The organism is Kutzneria sp. NPDC052558 (assembly GCF_044547355.1).
Classification (GTDB): Bacteria; Actinomycetota; Actinomycetes; order Mycobacteriales; family Pseudonocardiaceae; genus Kutzneria.
Map to the genome: position 1 here is coordinate 165235 of NZ_JBIUAG010000007.1, position 22406 is coordinate 187640.

Genomic DNA, 22406 nt, shown 5'->3' on the forward strand with positions numbered 1-22406 from the left:
TCACTCCGGCACCTTGGCGAGGTCGGGCTGCTCCGGGCCGCGCGGGATGTCGACGGTGTCCTCGCCGGTGCGCAGCAGGCGCAGCACGATGTCGGCCACGTACTCCGCCCGGTGCACCACCATGCCGGGCCGGGGCGCGACGCCGAGCTGGAACATGCCGTCGCCGAACTCGGTGGCGGTGATGGACGGCAGCAGCAGCGACACCGCGATCCCGTCGCCGGCCAGCTCCGCGCGCAGCACCGCGCTGAGCATGTTCACGGCCGACTTCGTCGCCGCGTAGGCGCCGACCCCGGGCAGCGTGTGCCGGGTGGTGCCCGAGCTGACGTTGACGATCCGGCCGAACCGCTGCTCCCGCATGGCCGGCAGCACCGCCTGGGTGACGCCGACCAGGCTGACCACGTTGAGGTCGAGGATCCGGCGGTACTCGTCCAGGTCGACATCGGCGATCGGGCCGCCGATGCTGGCGCCGGCATTGTTGACCAGGCCGTCGATCCGCCCGTGCCGCTCCAGGGTCGCGGCCACCAAGCCGCGCACCTGCTCCGCGTCCGTCACATCGGTGGCCACGCCCAGCGCCCCGCCGAGCTCCTCGCTCAGCTCCTTCAACCGGTCGGCCCGGCGCGCCGCCAGCACCGGAACCGCCCCGGCGGCGTGCAGGGCCCGCGCCGTCGCGGCGCCGATACCGGACGAAGCGCCCGTCACGATCACCGTTTTGCCCGTCAGGTCAATGACATCGCTCATAGGACACGTCTACCAGACCACCGGTCCGCCTCGCCTGCCGGCGGCGTCATCCCTCAGACGAACTGGACAATCCAGTCACCCAGCAGCGCCACGCACGTCGCCCGCAGCCGGACCCCGAAGTCGTCGATGGCGGCGTCGAGGTCGGGGGGGGGCCCCCCCCCGCCGGGCCCCCCCCCCCCCGCCACGGGGGTGAGCACCCCCCCCCCCGCGCCGCCCCGCCCGGCCCCCCCCCCCCGCGCCCCCCCCGGCGCCGGGGGCGCGCCGGGTGGGGGGGGGCCCCCCCCGCGGGGGCCCCCCCGCCGGCTCCTCATCGTCGTTGACCAGCCGCCACCCGTCGCCGACCGGCAGGAACCGCACGCCCCACCGATCCCGGACGAAGGACAGGTCCCAGAACTCGAAGACTCCCCGCGTGCGCTGCCATTCCCGCAGCGACGCCAGCACCTGCGCCACCGGGAACTGGATCTCCGAGGACAGCTCACGCCCGTCCTCGGTCACCACCAGGTCGACATCCAGCGCCGCATCCACCTCACTCCGGTGACGCGCGGTCAGCCCTTGACAGCGCCGGGCCGGGACTCGATGGTCCGAGTCACTCTCGCCGTCACCGCGGATGCCCCGGGAAGGCGCGGATGTCGTCGAGCGTGTCGACCCAGATGCGTTGCTGCTTCTTGGCCAGCCTGATCATGTTCCGGTAGTACGAATCCGCCTCGGCAGTGATGGCCTCGACCAGCTCACGCGCCCCGCAGAACCGTTGCACCGTGGTGCCCCGACCGGAGAAGGAGATCCTCGCGTTCCCCTCCGTCAGGTGGGTGAACGCCAGTTCGTACGGGATGTCCGGCAGCCAGGTCACCACGTCGGAGCCGTTGGCGAACTCCTTGGTGTCACGCCAAAGCGAGCCCCAGAACCAATCGATGTCGCACACTGTCGTCTCATCGATCAGCGGCCTGTCCTTGACCTGCACCACCAACGCGCCGTCGTAGTGCTCGGCGCGCCGCAGGCGCAGCTCCGGGGTGTTGTCATCCAGGCGGACCAACTCGCCCTTCGACTCGACGAGAGTCCAGATCCGCACGTCCAAGCCGACCACCTAGGGTTCCACCGGGTAGAACTGGCCGATCTTACCGCCCGGCATCCAGCCGACCTGGTACTCCTGCCCCTTGTAGATCCCCCTGATTTCGGTCTTGACGCTGGGATTGAGCAGGTTCTTGTTCTGCGCGAGAATCGAGTAGATCGCCTCCTGGACGTCCTCGACGGTGTCGATGTTCGGCGGAAACATGGTGGATTTCGCCTTGGTGACCCGCTGTGCCGGATCGAAGTACTTGGGATGGTGACCGACCAGCATGTGGTCCATGTCCTTCTTGATGACCTTGAACGCGCCCAGGCCGTCGAAGTTGAAGTACTTTGTCTTGTAATCCTTGAGGATGACGAGACAGCCGGCCGCGGCCGCCCGGAACGCCGCGAAACCCTCCGCGCAGCGCGCGATTCCCTGACCGATCTTGCTGCGGGCCAGCTCGAGGAACTTCTGCCCGGCGGCGGTCGCCTCCAGGAACTTGGTCACCCCGCCGGTGATCTTGGCGATGGCCGAGGCGACGGCCGGGATCTTGGCGATGAGCGCGACCAGCGAGGCCGCGTTGACCACCGTCCACAGGCAGCTGACGATGTCGCCCTCGCCGAAGCATCGCTGGGCGTCCTTGACTCCGATGATCTCGAGCAGGACATCCGCGCCGTTCTGCTTGATGAAGTCGAGAATGCCCTGGGACGCTTCGGTCAACGAGTCCTGGAACTCGTTGACCGACGCGTCGCCGCCCTCGGCCCAGAGGTATTCCTCCTCATCAGCGGTCATCCCCGGCGGCGGCGCGCCGTTGAGACCGTCAGCCTGCTGCTTGCGGTTGGCCTCCTCGGCTTTGCGGGCGGCCTCCTCGGCGCGGTCGGCGGCCTGCTGGGCCTGGACGGCGCTGTCGCGGGCGTTCTTGGCCGCTTCGGCGACGGCGTCGGCGTGCTTCTGGGCGCTGTCGGCGGCGGTGTTGGCCGCGGTGGCGTCGGCTTCGGCCTGGTCGGCGGCGCCACGGGCGGTGGCGGCGTCGGCTTCGGCGGCGGAGGCGGCGCTGCGGGCGGCGGAGGCATCGGCCTCGGCGGCCGAGGCGCTGCGGCCGGCGATGGCGGCGTCGTTGCTGGCGGCGTTGGCGGCCTGGCGGGCCCGCACGGCGTCAGCGTGGGCCTGGGCGTCGGCGTCGTCGGCCTTGGCGGCGGCAGCCCGGGCGGCCGCCCCGTCGACGGCCGCGTCGGCGGCCGCCTGCTGGGCGACGGCGGCGGAGCGGGCGGCGTCGGCCGAGGACCTGGCCGCAGCGGCGGCGGCGTCGAAGGCGGGCTTGACCTCGGCGGCAGCCTTGGCCGCGGCGTCGGCGGCCTTGGTGGCGGCGTCGAGTGCCTCGTTGGCCCGGTCCTGGGCCGCCTTGGCCTGCTCGGCGCCGACGGACTTGGCCTGGTTGGCCACCAGGATCACGAAGTCGGCGTCGACGTCGGACCCGGCGAACGGCGCGGCCACGGTGATCGCGGTGTTGGCCGGATCGGTGATCGCCTGCGACGACGCCCGCGCGGCGGTCGACGCCTGCACGGCCAGATTCGCTTGCGTGGCCGCGGAAACCGCCTCGGTCGCGGCGGCGTCGGCCTCGGCGCGGGTGCGCTCGGCCGACCGCAGCGCCTCGACGGCCTCGGCCGCCGCCTGCTCGGCCAGTCGCACGGCCGCGCGCGCGGCCTCGGCGGCCTGAGCCTCGCTCGCGGTCGCGTCCGCGGCGGCGGCGTTGGCCTGGAGTGCCGCGGCGTGTGTTGCGGCGGCCTCAGCCTCGGCCTTGTTGGCGGCAGCGTTGGCACGGGCCGCAGCGGCGGCGGCCTGCTGGGCGGCAGCACGGGCCCGGGCAGCGGCGCGGGTGGCGTCGGTGGCCGCCGAACGGGCACCGACTGCCGCGCCGGTCGCGGTGTTTGCGGCACCACGCGCGCCGACCGCGGCCGACATTGCCGTACCGGCGTCGATACGCGCCTGGGTCGCGGCGTCCTGCGCCGGCTTTTCGTTGGCAGTGCCCCGCGCGGCGGCTGCGGCGGCCTCCAACGCCTGGGCCCGAGCCTCGGACGCCTGCTGGTTGCGCTCCGCGGCGAACGCCCGGTCACGGGCGGCGGCGGCGTTGCGCTCCTCGTTGGTGGCGTTGGTTTCCGCTCGCCCGGCGATGCCGTCCTGAACCTCGGCGTCCTGACGGGCCGCAGCCGCGATGCCCGCGTACCGGACGGCCTCGCCACGCGCGGCACTCGCCGTGGCCGCCTGCGCCTCGGCGCTCGCCCGCGCCGCCGCGGCATTGGCCTGCTCACGCTGGGCCGTCTGCCGGGCCGCGGCGGCCTTGGCCGCCTCGTTCTCGGCGGTGATCCGCGCGTCACGGGTGCGCTGCGCCGCCGCCAAAGCCCGGTCACGGGCGGCTTCGGCGACCTGGCGGGCCTGCTTGGTCCGCGCCGCCGCGTCCTTGGCCGCGTCGGCCTGCGCCTGTGCCGCCGCCGCGATGGACGCTGCCGCACGGGCGTGCTCCTCGGCGTGCTGACGCCACGCGGCGGCCTCGGCGGCGTGCCGCTCGGCCTGCTCCTGGGCGTTGCGCGCCTGGTCGGTGAAGGCGGTGGCGTCGACGGCGTGCTGCGCGGTCTCGGACGCCGACACCGCGGCCTGCGCCGCGTCGGCCATGCCCTGGGCCATCTGCGCCCACTGCGTGCCGTAGGTCAGGCCGGTGTCCACCAGCACGTCGGCCTGTGCCTTCGCCGCGGTCGCGGCCTGCGCCGCCTGTCCGGCGGCGGTGCGGGCGTAGCCGAGCTGCCGGGCGACCTCGGCCTTGACCACGTCGAACGCGTCAGCCGGATGCTGCCCGCCCGCAGTGTTCGCGGCCAGGATCTGCGCCGCCTTGCGGGCCTCGGCGCCGGCCAGGACCAGGGCGTTGGACACCTGCTCCAGGGCCCGGACCCCGTTGCCGTGGGCCACCATCAGCAGCCGGCGGGCCTCCGAGGCGCGGGCGGCCTTCTTGGCCAGGTCGGACAGGGCCTCGGCGGCCTTGTCCCGTGCCTCCTGGTCCTTGAGCTCCTGCTCGCGCGCGTCGGCGTCGGCCTTGGCGGCGGTCAGATACCCGGTCTTGAGGAACTCGGCCACGGCCGCGTCGCCGCCGTCCAGCGCCGTCCGGGCGGCCTTGGACACCGCCGGGCCGCCGGCCGCGACCAGCGCCTGCACGCGGGCCCGGTTCTGGTCGATGCGGGTCTTCTCGTCCTGCGTGGCCTGGGCGTCCCGCTGCTCGGCGATGGCCCGGCCGTAGGCGACGAACTGCGCCCGGTCGGCGTCGGTGCCGGCCAGCACGCGGTCGACCTCGGCCCGCAGATAGGGGCCGCCGGTGCCGCGCAGCGGCTCGATGGCCGCCCGGTCCTGGCGCGCCGCCTCGGCCCGGCGGGCGTTGGCCTTGGCCCGCGCCGCATCCTGGCCGCTGTCGAGGAAGGCCATGATCGCGTCGTTGGTGTTGGCGTCCAAGGCCGCCTGGGCCGCCTCGCGGACCTCCTGGTCGGGGTCCAGCTCGGCGTTGTCCACGACGATCTGCCGCAGCCGCGGATCGCTGGCCAGCGGCGGCACGCCGTCCTTGCCGTCCCACTCGTGGTACAGCTCCGGCGGCATCGGCCGCGCCGGCGACTCGTCAGCCGGTTGACTCGTCGCCGCCGGTCGGGCCGGGGCGGCGGTCACCGCCGGCGCCGCCTGCACCACCCCGGCGAGCACCGCCAGCGCGAGCGCGGCGCCCACTGCTCTCGTTGTCACTCTCACGTTCTGGCTCCCCGCCGAGAGAAGAGGGGCTCGGCGCGCGTCGAGCCCCCCTCGCGAATGTGGATCAGTTGCCGTGGACGTCGACGACCGCGCCGGTGGCGGCGTTGAAGTCGATGTGGCCGCCCTCGAAGGTGCTGCGGCGGCCACCCGGGATGTCGAACTCGTCGGCGGTCGGGAAACCGAGGTAGGACTTCTCCCAGCCCAGGTCCTGCCAGTGGTTGCGGATCGCGCCGTACACCAGGTGCGCGCCGGTCGTGGCGCTCCAGTAGATGGAGATGCCGCCGACGAAGTGATTGAAGCGGCCCGGCTTGGTCGGCGTCGGGGTGGTGTCGGTCACCGGCAGGAACGCCTTGTGCCCGCCCTCGGCCAGGTACTTGGTCAGGATCGGCTCGGCGATGCTGTGCGCGCCGGTGGCCTGGCTCCAGTAGACGCGGGCGTTGGCGTAGTCGCGGTAGCGCACGCCGTTGTCGTAGACCTCGGCGCCCTTGGGGGCGCCGACCGACTGGCGGAACGCGTCGTCGTTGTACCAGCGCTGCCCGATCGGCGTGGTGACCTCGGGGTTGGCGTCGGCGACATGCCAGGTGGCGTCGTTCTTGAACAGGTAGCCGCTGTCGGAAGGGTTCTGCCCGCTGTCGTTGCCGACCCACAGGCCGCCGTTCATGTGCCGCAGGTAGCGGCCGGGCTGCGCCTTGGACTCCAGCGACACGTCGGCGCTGCCGTCCAGGGCCGGGCGGGTGCACCAGGTGGCGTCGTTCTTGAAGCCGGTGGTGCCGTCGTTGGCCTCCAGCCGCACCCGCAGGTCGTGCTGGCGCACGAAGCTGCCGGCCACGGTGGCCGACTCCAGCGAGAAGCAGTTCGGGTCGGCCAGGCCGGCCACGACCTTCCAGGTGGCGTCGGCGATCGTGGCCGTGCCGTTGGTCCCGGCCTCGCCGAACCAGATGTTGACGTCGCCGCCGGCGCTGACCGCGTACGAGCCGCGCACCTCGGTGACCTCAGTGGTCGCCTGCAGCGACTGGGTCAGCACCGCGTACTGGCCGTCCTTGAGGAACGCGGCCACGCCGGCGTCGTCGCCGGCCAGCGCCGCGGCGGCCGCGGCCACCAGGCGCGGCTGGAGTCGGCCGTTCTCAGCGCGGGCCTTGAGCTCGCGCACCGCGGCCCGGTCCTCGGCGGCCTTCTTCTGCCGGGCGATCTCGATGTCGCGCTTGTTGGCGTCGAAGATGCCGGTGGTGATGAAGGCGCTCCAGTCGGCCGGGGCCGTGCTGCGCAGCGCCGCCCACGCGGCGTTGTAGACCTCGCTGTCGGGCACGGCCCGCTCGATGATCTTGCGGATGAAGTTGTCGTCGGACAGGCTCAGCACGGCCTCGTCCACCGGCAGCAGCACCACCGAGGCGGCGTTGGTCTTGGCCGCCCGCGCGGCCAGCCGGGCCTTCTCCGCGTCGCTGGCGTCCTTGGCCGCCTTGATGGCGTCGTCCTGGTCCTGCCGCACCGCGGCCAGCAGGCCCGACTCCAGGAACGTCTTCTGGTCGGCGTCGCTGCCGCCGAACGCGTCCAGCGCCGCCGCGTTGACCCGCTTGCTGTCCTGGGCGGTGCGGGTGAACTGCCAGATCTTGTAGATGAAGTCCTTGTAGCCCAGGTCCAGCTGCTGGTCGGTGACCGGCATGGCGATCAGCGAGGCGGCCGACTGCTTGAGCTTGCGGGCCAGGTCCCGCTCCACCTTGGCCCGCGCCCAGTTGTCGCGGTCGCGCTGGGCCAGGTCGTAGATGCCGTTGCGGATGAACACGGTCGACGCCGTGTCACCGTCCCGATAGGACTGTAGCGCGCCGTCCTTGACCAACGGGAACCGCGCGCTGTCGGCGTTGTCGAAGATCTTGAAGACGAAGTCGCGGTCGCGCAGCACCAGCCAGGTGTTGTCGATGTCGATCCCCAGCGCGCGGATCGCGTTGACCTTCTCCTCCTGGGTCGCCTCGGCCACCGCCACCGCGGCCCTGTCGGCCTGCGGCGCGGCGGTCGCCGTCGCCACGGCCGGCGCCGCGTGGGCGACTCCGCTCACCGCACCGGCGGTCAGGGCCGTTGTGGTGACGGCGACGAGCAGGGCCCGTCCGACCGCACCGGGTCTGTTCGTAGGCATGCCGAATACACCTGTCCTCATCGATGGTCGAAACCTGGCCGAAGTCCCCGGCCAACGAGGGAGTCACAGCCGAAGCCGACGCGGCCTCAGCTGCCGGAGCGCACCCGCTGCTCGCCGTCCAGCGCCTGCTGCAACAGGGCGTTCCAGTAGCGGGCCTGGTCGGCGGCGAAGGTCCGTTCGTCCGACCACTGCGTCGAGTTGTCCTGCGCGGGGGCCACCACGGCCGCCCAGTTCGGGCCGGTGGCAGCGGCCGCCGCCTGGGCGATGGCCGCCCAGTTGCGGGCCTGCTGGTCGGCGATTTGCTGGGCCTGGTCCCAGGCCGAGCGGGCCGGGGCGGTCTGGTCGCCCACCGCGTGCCACGCCTGGGCGGCCGCCTCGCGGGCCTTGGCGGCGGCGTCGCCGGCGGCGTCCTTGGCCGCCTGCTCGGCGGCCTGGGCGTCGGCCACGAGCCGGGCGAGGGAGGCTCGCCACGTGTTCTCGTGGTCGGCGGCCTGGAGCCGGTAGGCCTCCAGGTCCAGCCGCGCGCCCAGCGCCCAGCCGGAGGCGAAGAAGTCGACCAGGTCGTCGTCGGTGGCGCCGACCCGGGTGGCGTACGAGGCGCTCACCCGGACCTGGGCCCCGGGGTCGTTCGCGGCCAGGTCGCGCACGAAGGCCCGATCCGCGTCGAGCAGGGCCTTGGCCTGGTCGCCGCGGGTCTGCCGCACCTGCCGGTCACGCTGCTCGGCGGCCTGGAAACCGCCGTGCGCGAACCGCTCGCGGTCGGCGTCGTCACGGCTGTTGACCGCGTACTGGGCCGCCGCGTGCACCTCCGGCGCGAACTCCGCCGGGTAGGTGTCCAGGATCCGCCGGGCGAAGTCGGCGTTGCGGGCCTTGGTCTCCGCCGCCAGCTTCACCGCGTAGTCGTAACCGCTGGTCACGAACTGCGCGATCGCCGCGTCCGGGGCGCCGGACAGCAGCGCCTGCCAGGCGCCGATGCGCACCGTGGACCGCGAGTCGTGATAGGCCAGGTACCGCACCCAGATCTTGTCGGCCGACGTGTCCTGTGCCGCCGCGAAGCTCGGTCCCACCCCGGACACGAGCGTCGCCAGCGACAGGCAGGCAGCAGCCAGCACAGTGCGCAGACGCACCAGAATTCCCCCCACCCACGTTCAGATACGCCGACCGTAACTGCCAAATCGGTCAATCGCAAGCGACCTACGCCACATGCCGCACCATGATGAACCGGACGACCGATGCTCAGATCGACGGAACCTGTCCGAGGAAGTCGAGCATCCGTTCGTTGACGATCGCCGCGTGCGTCTCGGCCAGCGGATGCGGTGCCCCGTCAAGGATCTCGGCCCGCACCCGCGGCATCAGCGCCCGCGCCCGGGCCAGCACCACGGCCGGCTTGTGCACGACGCTGGCCCCGCCGAGCAGCAGCAGCGTCGGCCGGTCCAGCCGCCGCACCTGCTCGTCGGAGGCGTACCGGATGAGCGGCACGGCGGTGCGGTAGTGGCCCATGCCGAAGTTGACCAGCCGCCGCCGGTCCGGGTCGTTGGGCCAGCCGCCCTCCACGATCAGGCCGAATCGCGCGTACGCGGCCTCGTCGCGGGCGGCCAGCAGCCGCAGCGCCGCCGGCAGGCTGCGTAACGGTGGCCGGCCCAGCGAATTCCCGCCGGGTTCGAGCAGCAGCAGCGACCGCACCCGACGCGGCGCGTGCCAGGCCAGCTGCATGCATGCCCAAGCCCCGTAGGACAATCCGCCGACATGAGCGGTGTCGATGGCTAAGCCGTCGAGCACGTCGGCCAGCCAGATGCCGAGGTCCGCCGGGCCGGCGAACGGCGCGGTCTGGTCGCCGAGGCCGGGATATCCCAAGGTGTCCACGGCGAACACGGTGTGGCGCTCCCCCAACGCCACCGCGTTCGGCGACCAGTTGGCCGCTGTGGCACCGGATCCCGGCACCAGCACCAGCGGTGTGCCCGTGCCGTAGGTGATCACGTGTGTGTCGCCGAACCGGGTCGGCACGTGCAGGTCCTCGGCCGCGTCCGGCCACTGGGCCCGCACCCGGGCGTAGATGCCCCGGTACTCCGAGGCCGAGAGTTCGTCGGTGAATCCCCCGATTTTCCCCATGCGTCCGTTCTACTCCGGGGTCGCCGCCGGGACCATGGGACCTTGGTCCCGTCCATCCAGGACCTCTTGGTACAGCCTGAGATGCGCTTCGGCCGCGGCCGACCACCGGTAGCCGGCGGCCAGACGGCGGCCGGCGTCGACCCGGTCCCCGCCGCCGGAATCCAGGGCCGAGCCGAGGGCGGCGGCGAGGTCGGGCACGGAGGCGGCGAACCGCGCGGCCCCGGCGAACACCTCCCGCAGCACCGGAAGATCCCTTGCCACCAAAGGAACACCGGCCGCCAGCGCCTCCATCGCGGCCAGCCCGAAACCCTCCTTCGTGGACGGAAACGCGAACACCGAGGCCCCGGCGACCAAGGCCGGCAGCTCGTCGTCGTCGACCGGGCCGAGCACGACCGGCTGCGGACGGAGCGAGGCCGCCAGGGCGTCCCACTCGGCACGATATGAGCGGTAGTCGAACAAAGTCTCCCCACCGGCGATCACCAGCCGCACGTCCGGCCGCCCGAGCCGGCGGTACGCCTCCAACAGGTCCAGCGACCCCTTGCGCGGCTCGATCCCGCCCACCGACAACACGTACGAGCCGAGCCGTTCCCGCCAGGCGCGGCCGTCCGCCCCCGCGAAGCGGTCGTAGTTCACGCCGTTGGGGATGACCGTCGCCGATATCCCCCACCCGACCCGGAGTTCGGCGGCGACCGCGGCGGAGACGCAGATGTGGCGGTACGGCCGGACAATCGCCCGCTCGTGGCAAGCCGCGAGCTCGGGCGTGGTGAAGTGATCGATGTGGTGCACCGTGCGGATGCATCGGTCGACCGCGTTGGCGCTGATGCAGTCCTGGGCGTGCACGATGTCGTACCCCGAAGGATCGAAGGCCTCGCGCAGCATCGCGATGGACCGCAGCACCCGCTCGCCCAGATCGTCCACGCTCGGAAACGGCACGATCCGCGTCGTCACCGCCGGATCCACCGCCCGGTAGAAACGATCATCCCCGCCGCGACCCAACGTCCAGACCGTCACGTCCTGGCCGAGGGCGGCCAGCGCCTCGGCCAGCGCGAGGGTGTGCACCACGCCGCCGCGCGGCTTCGACGAGTAGGTCAGCAGCGCGATCCGCATCAGCGGTAGGCCTCCGGCCGCAGCTCGTCCAGGTGGTTGAGCACCCGGCGGGCATGCTCGATCTCGGCCCGCACGTCCAGCTCGGCGACCGCGATGCCGGCCTTGGACCAGGTCCGGGCCAGCACGTCCCCGCCCGGCCCGACCACCTTGGCCTGGCCGAGGAAGCGCATGCCGCCCAGCGCGCCGGTCTGGTTGGACGAGGCCAGCACCACCTGGTTCTCCGCCGCCCGGGCCTGGTCGTACAGGTCGAACAGCCGGGACTGCCGGTCCTGGGCCATCCGCGGCGCGCGGTTGGTGATGCTGGTCGGCCAGGCCGACAGGCAGGCCAGCACCTCGGCCCCGTCCCGGCTCAGGGCGCGGGCCGACTCCGGGAACGACTTGTCGTAGTCGATCATCATGCCCAGCCGGCCGACCGGCGTGTCGAAGGCCTCGAACCGGTCCCCGGCCGCGTAGGCCGCCGACTCCCCGGCCGGCTGGTGCACCTTGCGGTGCAGGCCGAGCACGCCGTCCCCGGTCACGCAGACCGCGCTGTTGAACCGGGACTCGCCGTCGGCCTCGCAGAAACCCAGGCACACCACCATGTCCGCGGCCAGGCCGGCGATCTTGCGCACGTGCACGTCGTCCACCGGCAGGGCCGGCGGCAGCGCGGCCAGGTCGGGCTGGCGCAGGTCGGTGAGGTAGCCGCCCAGGGCCGCGTCCGGCAGCACCAGCAGGCCGACGCCGTCCCGGCGGGCATGGTCGATCAGCGTGGTGATGCGCTGGAGGTCGAAGTCCAGGTCACGGGTGAAGGCGGCCGCCACCGCGCCGATCCGCAGCATGGCCTCAGTATGCGTCAGGCCGGCGGTCGCGCAGGTGACCCATGGCCCGGCGGGCCTGTTCCAGCGCGGCCGGCACGTCCAGCTCGGCCACGGCCACGCCCTCGCCCACCCCGGTGTCGTCGAGGATCTCCCCGCCGGGGTCGACGATCTTGGCGCTGCCCACGAACCGGAGCGTGCCGAAGGCGCCGGTCTGGTTGGCCGACACCCACACCAGCTGGTTCTGCAGCGCGTTGGCCCGGTCGAACAGGTCGAAGCGCCGCTTCCAGCGGTCCTGGCGCAGGTCCGGGGCCGGGTTGGTGCGGCTGCCCGGCCACGCCGACATGCACGCCACGACCTGCGCCCCGTCCAGCGCCAGGGCCCGGGCCGCCTCCGGGAAGGCCTTGTCGTAGCAGATCATCATACCCAGCCGGCCGACCGGCGTGTCGAAGGCCGCGAACTTCTCCCCCGCCCCGTAGCTGGCGCTCTCCAGCAGTGGTTGGTGCACTTTCCGGTGCACCGCAAGCACTCCGTCGCCGGTCACGCAGACCGCGCTGTTGTAGACGGCGCCCTCGCCGCGTTCGCAGAACCCGGCGGTGACGACCATGTCGCCGGCCAACGCCGCCAGCCGCGCGATCTCCGGCCCGTGCACGTCCAACGGCGGCGGCCCCTCGGCGCTGCCGTCGAGCGAGGCGAGGTAGCCGCCGAGCGTCGCCTCCGGCAACACCAGCAGGCCAACGCCCTGTTCACGGGCCTCCGCGATGAGTTTGCCCACGGTCACCAGGGCGGCGTCGATGTCCCGGCCGAAGTTGGCGGACACGGCCGCCATCCGCAGCGTTGTCATGCCGCCCCCAATCCCGTGACCGGGCCGGCGATCGCCTCGGTCACTTCCCCGTCCGGCCAGCGCAGCCGAATCCCCGGTTCCGTCGTCAACTCCCCGCACCCGGCCTGCACTGCCGGCCCGGCGTCGAGGTGCTGCTCGCCGGCCGTGAGCATGGCGAAGCCGGGGAAACAGGTCAGCCAGTCCCCCATCGACGCCCCGACCGGGCGCGGGACCGCGGCCACGTCCAGCACCGCGCCACAGCCACCGGCCTCGGCCATCATGCCGAGGGTTCCGGCGACGCCGGCCATGGAGACGTCCTTGGCGGCGCTGGGGTGGGCCCGGCGCACGGCGTCGAGCATCGTCCGCAGCTCGGCCGAGGTGCGGTGAGTGCTGGAATCCCATTGCCTGCCAGCGTATCCGGGCCGCCAGCCGCCGCCGAGGTCGGCAGTGAGCCTGATCGGCATCCCGGGCCGGCCACCACCGCCGGGCACGGGGTTGGGGGCATGGCCCAGCGCGGTGACGGCCAGCGAGGCCGGCACGCCGAACTGGGTGTGGCCGCCGAGAACCGGCAGGCCATAGACCTCGGCGGCGGCACGGAGGCCGTCCAGCACCCGGCTGGCCAGTGCGCGATCGCGAGCGCCGAGGGCGTCGAGCAGGCCGAGCGGACTGGCCCCCATTGCCGACAAGTCGTTGGCATTGACCAGAACCGAGCACCAACCGGCCCACTCCGGGTCGCGTTCGACCATGGACGGCGTGATGGCGTCACAGCAGGCCACCAGGTCGCTGCCGGGCACCGGCACGCCGTCGTCGCCGAGGAAACCCTTGGGCAGCAAGTCTTTCAGCAACGGGCCGAGCTCCCGCTTGGTCGCCGAGGCCAGCGCGGCGATGCGGTTGATCGGCCAGCGCATCAGCACATGCGGCTGCCCGGCGACCACGGTGTCCCGGACCGCCAGCCAGCCCAACCGTCGGAACAGGACCACGTTGGCCGTCTGCACGGTGGCCTCGAACCGCAGCACGCCGGCGCCTTCGGCATGCGCGGCGGCGGCGTTGACCAGCGCCGCGCCGACGCCGAGCAGCCGCCGGTCGCCGGCCCGGACCACCAGCCGGCCGCCGACCCACCAGCCGACGTCCTCGCCCGGCGTGGCCGGGCCCAGTCGAACACCGCCGATCACCTCGCCGGCCGGGTCGTGGGCGACCAGCACCACCGTGCGGGGATCCTCGTCACGCCAGTCGAGATCGCTGCCGTGGAACAATCCTTGCTCGGCAACGAAGACGTCGGCCCGCAGGCGGCGGTAGGCGTCCACATCGGACGCTTCGGCGACCCGGATCCGGCATCGCAGGGTGGTGCCCAGCAACACCTCGCCGATGGCCGTCATGCGCCGGCCATCCGCAGCGCGCTGCACCCGCCGCAGGCCGCGCAGCCGGCCCCTTGGTCCGCGCCGCGCATGTCCGCCTCCTGCAACAACTTCGCCACTCGTTCGGTCACGTACGTCACCAGCGCCGCGTCCGGCGACTGCTCGCCGTCACGCACGGCCAGCGTGCCGGGCATGGCCCGGAACGGCACCACGAACGGGTACACGCCGCGGTCGACCAGCCGGGCCGCGCCGGCGATCAGCTCCTCCGGATCCTCGCCCAGCCCGACCAGCAGGTAGGTCGAGACCCTGTTGCGCCCGAACAGCCGGACCGCCTCGTCCCACGCCGCCTCGTACTCGCTCATCGGCACGGATCCCTTGCCGGGCATCCACTTCCGCCGGACGGTGTCGTCCAGCGACTCGACGTGGATCCCGATCGACATCGCGCCGGCGTCCCTCAGCTCGGCCAGCACGGACAGGTCGGCGGGCGGCTCGATCTGCACCTGGATCGGCAGCCCGGGCACGGCTTCGAGCACGGCCTTCACGCAGCGAACCAGGTTGCGGGCCCCGCGGTCGGGGCCGGTGGTGGTGCCGGTGGTCATGACCATCTGCCGCACGCCGTCCAGCCGCACCGCCGCCTCGGCCACCTCGGCCAGCTGCGCCGGCGTCTTCGCCGCGACGGTCGCGTTGGCCCGCAACGACTCCTCGATGGTGCAGAACCGGCAGCGCTGGTCCTCGGCGTACCGGACGCAGGTCTGCACGACGGTCGTGGCCAGCACATCGGCCCCGTGCAGCTTGGCGATCTTCTCGTACGGCACGCCGTCCACAGTGGACAGGTCGTAGAAGCGGGGCCGCCGGACCGGGGTGGCCGACAGGCCCATGTCGGTCTCCCCGGCCATGATCCGGCCGTCCCGCAGCTCGTAGGGCGAGTCCGGGTTGGTGGGCAGCGCCGCGTTCAGGCCGTCGACGACAAGATGGCCGTCGGCGCTGGGCCCGGCGCCCATGCCGCGCCGGACCGGGGTCGCGCCCCGGACCCCGACCAGCGCGAGTTCGACGAAGGTGACGGTTCGCACGGCGCCTCCCGCCTCAGACCATGTAGGTGGAGTTGATGATCGCGCCCTTGCGGGCGTAGTGGATCAGCGCGTCCTGCACGTCCAGCGGGTGCGTGGGGATGACGCCCTCGATCAGGTCCTCCTCGCGCAACCCGTGCAGGGACAGGCCGAACCGGCAGCAGAAGACCTTGCCGCCCTCCTTGATGAACGTCTTGAGCGACTCGTTGATGTTGTGCTCGCCCGGGAAGGCCGAGTTGCCGGTGGTCGGGAAGCCGCGGGTGGCCATGCAGTTCATCGCGCCCGGGCCGTAGAAGTAGATGGCGGTCTCGAAACCCTTGCGCAGCGCGCGGGTCGCCTGCAGGATCGCCACGAAGCTGACCGAGGACTCGTGCGCGATGCCGTGCACCAGCGTGAAGTAGGACTGGCCGGGCTCGGCCTGGTAGTCGGGGAAGACCTTGGTGCCGCCGTAGAGGTTGCTGCCCTCGGGCAGCGACGGGTGCGGGATCTCGTTGAGGCTGGCGGTCTCGGTCTCGGTCAACTCGGGCATCGACTGCTCCTTCATTCGTAGAGGTGGTGGAAGTTGTCGCGGAAGACGGCGGCGGCCAGGTCGCCGTCGCCGGCCGCGGCGGCGAGCTTGGCCCGCTCGCCGTCGAACTCGCCCCACGGCTGGTCGCTGGCGAACAGCACCCGGTCGTGGCCGAGGCCGTGCCGGTCCAGCTCGGCCACCAGCCAGCGCGGGGCGAAGCCGATGGCCCAGGACAGGTCGGTGTAGACGCGCTTGCCGGCGCGCACCCAGTCCAGGAAGCGGCCGCCGGCCAGCTTGATGTGGCCGCTCATGCCGCCGCCGAAGTGCACGAGGTGGATGCGCACGTGATCGCCGTAGCGGTCCACGAGCCGGCCCACCTCGTCGATGTCGGAGGCCGCCCCGGGCGAGGTGTGCACGTGCACCACGAGGTCGCGTTCCCTTGCGTGGCCGAAGATCTGGTCCAGCTGCGGGGCGCAGTCGGGGTCGTCGACCCGGCCGCCGAGCAGGAAGCTCAGCTTCAACGCCCGCACACCCGGCTCGGCGGCCAGCGCCAGCGCGGCGGTCGTGCGCTCGGCGTCCGTCGGCTTGGGCGACACCCACAGCGCGGCCCGGATCCGGTCGTCCTTGGCCGCCGCCTCCACCACCAGCTCGTTGAACGAGAACGCCAGGTCCGGGTCGGGCACGCCGTAGTTGGGGATCACCAGCGCCCGCTCGGCACCCTCGGTGTCCATGTCGGCGATCAGCTCGGCGATGGTGGCCCGGGCCGTGGTGTCCGGGCGCACCGGCGGGCCCTGGTAGAAGGGATAGGCCGGCATCGCGCCCAGGTGCCGGTGCGCGTCGCAGATCCAGCGCGGCGCGGCCATCACGCCGCCGTCCGCGGGGCGATCCAGTTGTCGTCGCTGGGATAGGTGCTGGTCGGTGTGCCGGCGATCCAGGGCATGTCGAACGTCCGATTCCGGCGGCGCACGAAATCGATTGTCGCCACGATGTGCTCGGCGTCGTCGGCCACCCCGGAGAATCGTCCCGATCCCCACGTCCATTGCCAGGGAAGTCCGATGAAGTAAACGCCGGGAAAACTCGTGACCCCCCGATCGTGCGTCGGGTAACCCTTTCCGTCGAACAGCGGGAGGTCGATCCACCGGTGGTCGCGGCCGAATCCGGTGGCCCAGACCACCGAGGTTATGCCCTCGGTCGCGAGATCGATTTCGGTGGGAATGTCCCGCGGCGTCCACACCGGCTCGTAGCGCGTTCCCGGCGGGGCCTGCACGCCGGTGGTGGCGATGAAGTCGTCGATGCTGTCGTTGATCGACCGGGCCACGGCGTCGGCGTGGTCGAGGTTGGCGGCCAGGTCGGCCGCGAAGGCGACCTTCGTGGCCTCGATGCCGGCCAGCCGGCCGTACAGCCGCATCCCGTCCCGGGCGAAGGCCCGCAGGTCGATGTCGCGGCCGCCGTCCCGGCCGGTGACGTAGTGGTTGGCCCGCAGCCGCACCGCGTCGGCGTCGTCGAACTCGGCGATCGACCGGCGGTAGTAGCCCATGTCGTCCAGCCAGTCCACGACGTCGCGGCCCCGGTAGAAGCGGCTCACCCGGGGCGCGCTGCCCGTGGCCAGGTGCACCTGGCGGCCGGCCAGGTGCAGGTCCTCGGCGATCTGGCAGCCCGACTGGCCGGTGCCGATCACCAGCACCGCGCCCGCCGGCAGCGCGCTCGGGCGCTTGTAGTCGGCCGAGTGCAGTTGCGTGAGGCCGGCCGGCAGCCGCTCGGCCAGGCGGGGCGTCAGCGGCACCTGGTACGGGCCGGTGGCGATCACCACCTGGTCCGCCGTCACCGTGCCGGCCGTCGTCGCCACCGTGAACCGGCCGTCCGGGCCCACCCGCAGCCGGGTCGCCGCCACCCCCTCCACCACCGGCGCCTCGATCTTCGCCGCGTAGTCCCGGACGTGCTCGACGATCTGGTCCTTGACCATGAAACCGTGCGGATCATCACCCGAATAGGCGTGCCCCGGCAGCCGGCACTGCCAGTTCGGCGTGACCAGGCAAAAGCTGTCCCACCGCCGGTCCCGCCATTCCGCGGCCACCGACGCCTTCTCCAGCACAACGTGACCGATCCCCCGGGCCGTCAGCCAATAGCTCACCGAAAGCCCGGCCTGGCCACCGCCGACGACCAGCACCGAAAAGTGCGAACCGTCCAGCCCGCCGCCCCCTGAATTCACGACCGAATCGTCGTTCACGAAAACAAGTAGAGTGACCCAGCATTGCCAACGCGTGTCCACCGGAACAACGGGCTGTTACGCGAACCCCTCATTGTTTCTTCGATGTTGACTGCGTTTCTCGGGCCGGTGGTCGACGCGCGCGAAACCTGCATTCGGTCTGGTGGAGAGCGCGACTCGCGGGGGTCCGGGGACCCCCGCGAGTCACGGGGTCAGGCTACGAAGCCGTTGAAGTGCAAGGACACTGCGCGGATGCTGCCGACGTCGACGGCGCCGCCGTCGACGACCTTGAAGGTCCAGGTGCCGTCGACCGGATCCGAGAGCAGGGAGCCGAGGGCGGTCTGGGGCCTCCAGGAGCCGGTGAAGGGGGCGTTGGCTGAGGTGACGCCGGCGAAGGCGGCGGCGGCGCTGTCGTCGAAGACGACCTGGCACAGGTTGTGCCCGCCGGCGCCGCGGCGCTGGAACAGGACAGCGGTGGCCCCGGTCGGCGAGGTGAGGGTGCCGGTGAGGTCGCCGATGTAGGTGTGATCCAGACCGACGGTGGTGGAGCCGGCGGTGGTGGAGCACGCGCTGCCGTCGATGGAGAAGGTCAGCTTGGACGCCAGACCGACGCCGCTGACGGGGATGGAGACGCTGGCCCCGATGGGGCTGTTGTCGGGGATGGCGGCCGGGGCGCCGGTGAAGGCGAAGTTCTGCACCACCGGGGAAGGCTGGCCGATGGGGATCTGGAAGGTCTGCGTGGTCGGCGAATGGGCGCCGGCGAAGGTGACCTTCACGTTGAGCACCACGGGAACGCCGAGGCGCTGGGTGGCGGGCACGGTCAGGGTGAACGAGTTGATCACGGTCTGGCCGGCCTCGATGGTGCCGTACCGCTTGGACCGCGGCGCGATGGTGGCGCCGGCGGTCGGCGAGTCGACGACGACGCTGGTGGAGGCGGAGGTGCCGTCACCGCCGTTGTAGACGGGCAGCGTCACGGTGGCGGTGTCGCCGGGCTTGACGTACGGGGAACCGTTGGGGCCCTTGACCGTGGGCGCCTGGGCGGCGGCCAGCGGCTGCGGGCTGGCTCCGGTGTAGGCCAGCACCCGGTCGGCCTGCACGACGCCGACGCCGGTCCGCTCGTCCACCCCGGGGGCGGCGATGTCGATGGCGGTGGCGGTCAGCGCCTGCCGCACGTCGGCGGGCGACATGCCGGGGTTGCCGGACAGGATGAGGCCGGCGATGGCGGCGGCGTGCGGGGCGGCGGCGGAGGTGCCGAAGAACGGCGAGAAGCCGGGCACCGAGGTGGAGACGCCGTCGGCGGCGGTGATGTCGGGCTTCTGCCGGATCACCGGCGCGCCGTTGGCCCCGGCCGGGGAGCCGTCGGCGTTGAAGAAGATCTTGCGCGGGCCGTCGGAGCTGAACCGCTCGATCTTGCTGCTGGCGCTGAAGACGCCCGGGAACGGGCCGGCCGGGTTCGGCGGGTCGCCGGCCTCCAGCGGCCGGCCGAACGCGGCGGCGGCCGGCGCGGCGGCGACACTGAAGGCGTCCTTGGCGCTGGAGTGGCCGCCGGTCTCGCCGGTGGTCACGTAGGCCTTGAGCGCGCCGGAGTCGACGAACCGGCCGCGCAGCGCCGACAGCGACAGGTACTTGTTGTCGCCCTTGAACTTCACGATGGCCAGCCGCTGGTTGCCGGCGGTGGTGCCGACCCGCTCGTACGGGTCCTGGGTGCCGGTCTGCGGGTTCTGGCTGAACGACACCACGTTTCCGTTGGCGTCCAACAGGTACAGGTCGTAGTCGTCTGTGGCCGCGCCGATCGGGTCGTTCCACTTCAGCGTGGTCACGACGCCGGCCGAGCCGGCCGAGAGCGGCTCAAGCACCTGCACGGCGCCGCCGGTCGCGGCGGCGAAGTTGTTGGCCCCGCCGGCGAAGCGGCCGATGGTCTGGCCGGAGTCGACGTAGTTGCCCTCCCAGTGGCCGGAGGTGCCGTCGCCGACGTTGCCCTCGTTGCCGGCGGAGGAGAAGTACAGCGCGCCGTCCGCGGTCACGTCGTTGACGGCCTGCGCGATCGGGCCGTCCTGGAAGACCGGCTCGTCGAAGTAGAAGACGTCGTCGACGATGACGTCGCAGTGCTCGACGCTGCGCAGCTTGCGGATGTGGTCGGCGAACTCGGCGTCGGTGTTGTACGCGGTGGCGAAGCCGAGCGAGGCGCCGGGCGCGACGTCGTGCAGGATCTCCAGCATCGCGGTGCCCTCGTCGCCGCTGCCTTCGGCGCCGGGCAGCACGTCGACGGCCGGCAGCTCGCCCTTGGCCTGCGAGGCGGCCAGCGAGGCGACGCCGTCGGACATGGCGCACAGCTTGACGCCGACGCCGGTCACGCCGTTCTGCTGCCGCGCGGTGTCGGCGGCGTGCGCGCGGTCGCCCTCGCTGACCACGGCGGCGGCGACACGGGCGCGCAGCGAGTCGCGGGTGGCCTGCTCGACCGCCGCGTCCCGGGTCTGCTTCGAGACCGGATCGGGCGTGTCGGTGGTGCGGCCGGGGGCGGCGCTGGAGGACAGGATCGCCGCGCTGGCGGTCAGAATCTGTTTGATGTCATCGCGAGTGGCCAGCGACTGCACCGCGGACAGCGGCACGTCGGCGCGCACGGTGGCCTCGCGCTGCGACACGTCCTTCACCTGGCCGCCGGCCTTGCGCACGGCGTCGAGGAGCGCGTCGGAAGTCTTGGTGGTGTGGATGTCGACCGAGACGGTGTCGGCGGCGCCGAACTTCAGTCCTGATTGGACCTTCGGCAGGTTCGACCGGGCCGAGCGGTCGGTGCGGAGCTTGGACTCGACGAGCAGCTGGCTGTCGACCTTGAGGTCGGTGGCCGACGCGGACGCCTTGAGCTGTTGCAGCGCGGCGATCTGCGCGACGGCGTTGGCGGGCAGCAGGCCCGGGTTGGGATGCGGGGCGGCGGTGGCCGGCGCGAAGCCGAGCACGGTGGCGAGGCAGGCGGCGCCGGCGACTAACAGCGTTCTTCTGGGGTGGGCAGATCTGCGCAACTGGGCTCCCAGGGGTGCGGGATCGGGCGGCACGGCTGGTGATCACCAGCCGTGAGCCCAACGTAAAGTTTCCGCACGATCACCCACAGCTGCCTTGCGGGTGTCGCCCAAATGGGCCAGTCGTCACGAATTGTCGAAAACTACAGCACAAAGGCCTCCGTCCACAGTTGTCCGGTTCGCCCGGACAGCGCATCGAGCATCGAGGCCGCCTGACCGTCGGTCAGCGAGGCCACGAAGTCCACCACGGCCCGTCCGCGGGCCAGGGCGCGTACTGCATCCGGCCCAGTCCGAACGTCGCCAGCCGGTCCGGCCAACAGTTCTGGAGCCGTTCGGGCCAGTGACCGGTACTCGGAATCGGCCAGCTCCACCAGGTCGTGCAGCCGCCGCGGCAGCCGGTCGGCCTCGTGCCGGTCGGACAGCCACTGGTCGAGCGCCTCCACCAGATTTGTCACCAGCCGGGCCTGACCCCGTTGGTGCAGCGCCAGATCCGGGCGCAGCAACACGAATCGCCGGTGCACGAACTTCAGCACCGCCACCTCGTGCCACTGGGCCGGGGCCAGCAGCACATGACCGGACCGCGGCGTCGGGTCCAGCAGCACCTCGACGCCGTCCACCAGCCGGGTCGTCCATTGCCCGGAGAAGGCGGCGACGCGTTGCTCCGCCTCGGCCGAGCCGTCGAACGGCACCGCGAGCAGGCCGTCCACCAGCTCTGTCCGCACGCGACGGACGGCGGCGGCGAAGGCATCGTCGTCCACGGCCCAGGAGTCCTTCTCGTGCAGCCGCCGACGCATCGCCTCCAGCGACCGGCCCGGCAGCCGCGACTGCCCGGCAAGCTCCACTTTGGACAGTTGCCCCAGTTCCAGGGCCTCGGTCAGCCAGGTCGTCAGCTCGGCCGCCACGGTCGCGTGCTGGAGCACGCCGACCCGGTGGAAGTCCTCGACGTCGTGGATGGCGTACGCGATGTCGTCGGCCGTGTCCATAATGGACGCTTCCACGGTCTGCTGCCAGTCCTCGACCCGGCCGCGGAACGGGGCCCGCGCCTGCTCGAAGTCGTCGAGTTCGGTGACATAGGCCGAGAACTTGGCCGAGCCGCTGCCCGCGGACTCGGGCGGCTCCGACGCGCCGCGCGGCGGGATCCGCAGCGTGCGCGGGTGCGGCGTGGGGTGCGAGAGCCGGGTCCACGGGTACTTCAGCAGCGCCGCCCGCACCGCGACCGTCAGGTCGAGGCCGACCGCCGACGGCCCGCGCACGTCGGTCGTGGTGACGATGCGGAACGACTGGGCGTTGCCCTCGAAGCCGTCGGCCAGCCCGAACCGGTTGCGGGCGATGCGGTCCAGCACCTCCTCACCGAGGTGCCCGAACGGCGGGTGCCCCAGGTCGTGGGCCAGGCTGGCCGCCTCCACCACGTCCGGGTCGCAGCCGCCGAGCTTGTCCAGCACGGCCATGGTGTCGGCGCGGGCGGTCAGCCGCTCGGCGATGGCCCGCGCCACCTGGGCCACCTTCAGGCTGTGGGTGAGCCGGTTGTGCAGCAGCAGGCCGGAGCCGGTCGGGCTCACCACCTGGGTGACACCACCCAGACGGGCGAAGAACGGCGAGCTGGCCACCCGGTCCCGGTCGGCCCGGAAGGGACTGGCGGCCAGGTCGGCGGTGAGGTCCCGGAAAGGGGATTCAACGCTGTCGGCGGAACGGCGGTGTGCCCGAAGGTCGTGCATGGCCCTGACGTTAGCCT

16 protein-coding genes are annotated in these 22406 nt (G+C 72.4%); all 16 read right to left on the bottom strand.

What is annotated here, in order from left to right; all coding sequences use genetic code 11:
• Positions 1-738 (bottom strand): SDR family NAD(P)-dependent oxidoreductase, encoded by a 738-nt coding sequence (locus ACIG5F_RS15095; protein WP_396518270.1) that lies wholly within the window; start codon positions 736-738, stop codon positions 1-3.
• A 598-nt stretch (positions 739-1336) separates the two neighbouring features.
• On the bottom strand, positions 1337-1810 hold the full coding sequence (locus tag ACIG5F_RS15100) for a hypothetical protein (RefSeq protein ID WP_396518271.1): 474 nt from the start codon (positions 1808-1810) through the stop codon (positions 1337-1339).
• 9 nt (positions 1811-1819) lie between these two features.
• Positions 1820-5563: a hypothetical protein gene (locus ACIG5F_RS15105; RefSeq protein WP_396518272.1), complete on the bottom strand. Its 3744-nt coding sequence runs from the start codon at positions 5561-5563 to the stop codon at positions 1820-1822.
• A gap of 64 nt (positions 5564-5627) precedes the next feature.
• Positions 5628-7691 carry an AbfB domain-containing protein gene (locus ACIG5F_RS15110; RefSeq protein WP_396518273.1) on the bottom strand — a complete coding sequence of 688 codons (2064 nt, stop codon included), beginning with the start codon at positions 7689-7691 and terminating at the stop codon, positions 5628-5630.
• An 86-nt stretch (positions 7692-7777) separates the two neighbouring features.
• A complete protein-coding gene (locus ACIG5F_RS15115) occupies positions 7778-8818 on the bottom strand; it encodes a hypothetical protein (protein ID WP_396518274.1) in 1041 nt (346 codons plus the stop codon).
• A 109-nt stretch (positions 8819-8927) separates the two neighbouring features.
• Positions 8928-9800 carry an alpha/beta fold hydrolase gene (locus ACIG5F_RS15120; protein ID WP_396518275.1) on the bottom strand — a complete coding sequence of 291 codons (873 nt, stop codon included), beginning with the start codon at positions 9798-9800 and terminating at the stop codon, positions 8928-8930.
• Between the two features lie 9 nt (positions 9801-9809).
• Positions 9810-10907, bottom strand: coding sequence for an MSMEG_0565 family glycosyltransferase (locus ACIG5F_RS15125; RefSeq protein ID WP_396518276.1), 1098 nt, complete (start codon positions 10905-10907; stop codon positions 9810-9812).
• Positions 10907-11725: a carbon-nitrogen hydrolase family protein gene (locus ACIG5F_RS15130; protein WP_396518277.1), complete on the bottom strand. Its 819-nt coding sequence runs from the start codon at positions 11723-11725 to the stop codon at positions 10907-10909. The genes ACIG5F_RS15125 and ACIG5F_RS15130 overlap by 1 nt, the downstream gene beginning before the upstream one ends.
• A gap of 4 nt (positions 11726-11729) precedes the next feature.
• Positions 11730-12545, bottom strand: a complete 816-nt coding sequence (locus ACIG5F_RS15135; RefSeq protein WP_396518278.1) for a carbon-nitrogen hydrolase family protein — start codon at positions 12543-12545, stop codon at positions 11730-11732.
• The gene (locus tag ACIG5F_RS15140; RefSeq protein WP_396518279.1) at positions 12542-13900 is read right to left on the bottom strand and encodes an MSMEG_0567/sll0787 family protein; all 1359 of its coding nucleotides are present in this window, start codon (positions 13898-13900) and stop codon (positions 12542-12544) included. Before ACIG5F_RS15140 ends, ACIG5F_RS15135 begins: the two co-directional genes overlap by 4 nt.
• Complete coding sequence (locus tag ACIG5F_RS15145; protein ID WP_396518280.1) at positions 13897-14949, bottom strand: MSMEG_0568 family radical SAM protein; 1053 nt, start codon at positions 14947-14949, stop codon at positions 13897-13899. The genes ACIG5F_RS15140 and ACIG5F_RS15145 overlap by 4 nt, the downstream gene beginning before the upstream one ends.
• 13 nt (positions 14950-14962) lie before the next feature.
• On the bottom strand, positions 14963-15475 hold the full coding sequence (locus ACIG5F_RS15150; protein ID WP_396518281.1) for an MSMEG_0572/Sll0783 family nitrogen starvation response protein: 513 nt from the start codon (positions 15473-15475) through the stop codon (positions 14963-14965).
• Positions 15476-15486: 11 nt separating this feature from the next.
• Positions 15487-16317, bottom strand: a complete 831-nt coding sequence (locus ACIG5F_RS15155) for an amidohydrolase family protein (protein WP_396518282.1) — start codon at positions 16315-16317, stop codon at positions 15487-15489.
• Complete coding sequence (locus ACIG5F_RS15160; protein ID WP_396518283.1) at positions 16317-17681, bottom strand: MSMEG_0569 family flavin-dependent oxidoreductase; 1365 nt, start codon at positions 17679-17681, stop codon at positions 16317-16319. The genes ACIG5F_RS15155 and ACIG5F_RS15160 overlap by 1 nt, the downstream gene beginning before the upstream one ends.
• 191 nt (positions 17682-17872) lie before the next feature.
• Positions 17873-20677 (bottom strand): S8 family serine peptidase, encoded by a 2805-nt coding sequence (locus ACIG5F_RS15165; protein ID WP_396518284.1) that lies wholly within the window; start codon positions 20675-20677, stop codon positions 17873-17875.
• Positions 20678-20817: 140 nt separating this feature from the next.
• On the bottom strand, positions 20818-22389 hold the full coding sequence (locus ACIG5F_RS15170) for a deoxyguanosinetriphosphate triphosphohydrolase family protein (protein WP_396518285.1): 1572 nt from the start codon (positions 22387-22389) through the stop codon (positions 20818-20820).
• Positions 22390-22406 lie beyond the last annotated feature (17 nt).

Bases quoted from the DNA above. Each gene is read 5' to 3' on its own strand.
- ACIG5F_RS15095 (WP_396518270.1), bottom strand. From the start codon at position 738: ATGAGCGATGTCATTGACCTGACGGGCAAAACGGTGATCGTGACGGGC.
- ACIG5F_RS15110 (WP_396518273.1), bottom strand. From the start codon at position 7,691: ATGCCTACGAACAGACCCGGTGCGGTCGGACGGGCCCTGCTCGTCGCC.
- ACIG5F_RS15120 (WP_396518275.1), bottom strand. From the start codon at position 9,800: ATGGGGAAAATCGGGGGATTCACCGACGAACTCTCGGCCTCGGAGTAC.
- ACIG5F_RS15125 (WP_396518276.1), bottom strand. From the start codon at position 10,907: ATGCGGATCGCGCTGCTGACCTACTCGTCGAAGCCGCGCGGCGGCGTG.
- ACIG5F_RS15130 (WP_396518277.1), bottom strand. From the start codon at position 11,725: ATGCTGCGGATCGGCGCGGTGGCGGCCGCCTTCACCCGTGACCTGGAC.
- ACIG5F_RS15135 (WP_396518278.1), bottom strand. From the start codon at position 12,545: ATGACAACGCTGCGGATGGCGGCCGTGTCCGCCAACTTCGGCCGGGAC.
- ACIG5F_RS15140 (WP_396518279.1), bottom strand. From the start codon at position 13,900: ATGACGGCCATCGGCGAGGTGTTGCTGGGCACCACCCTGCGATGCCGG.
- ACIG5F_RS15150 (WP_396518281.1), bottom strand. From the start codon at position 15,475: ATGCCCGAGTTGACCGAGACCGAGACCGCCAGCCTCAACGAGATCCCG.
- ACIG5F_RS15155 (WP_396518282.1), bottom strand. From the start codon at position 16,317: ATGGCCGCGCCGCGCTGGATCTGCGACGCGCACCGGCACCTGGGCGCG.
- ACIG5F_RS15170 (WP_396518285.1), bottom strand. From the start codon at position 22,389: ATGCACGACCTTCGGGCACACCGCCGTTCCGCCGACAGCGTTGAATCC.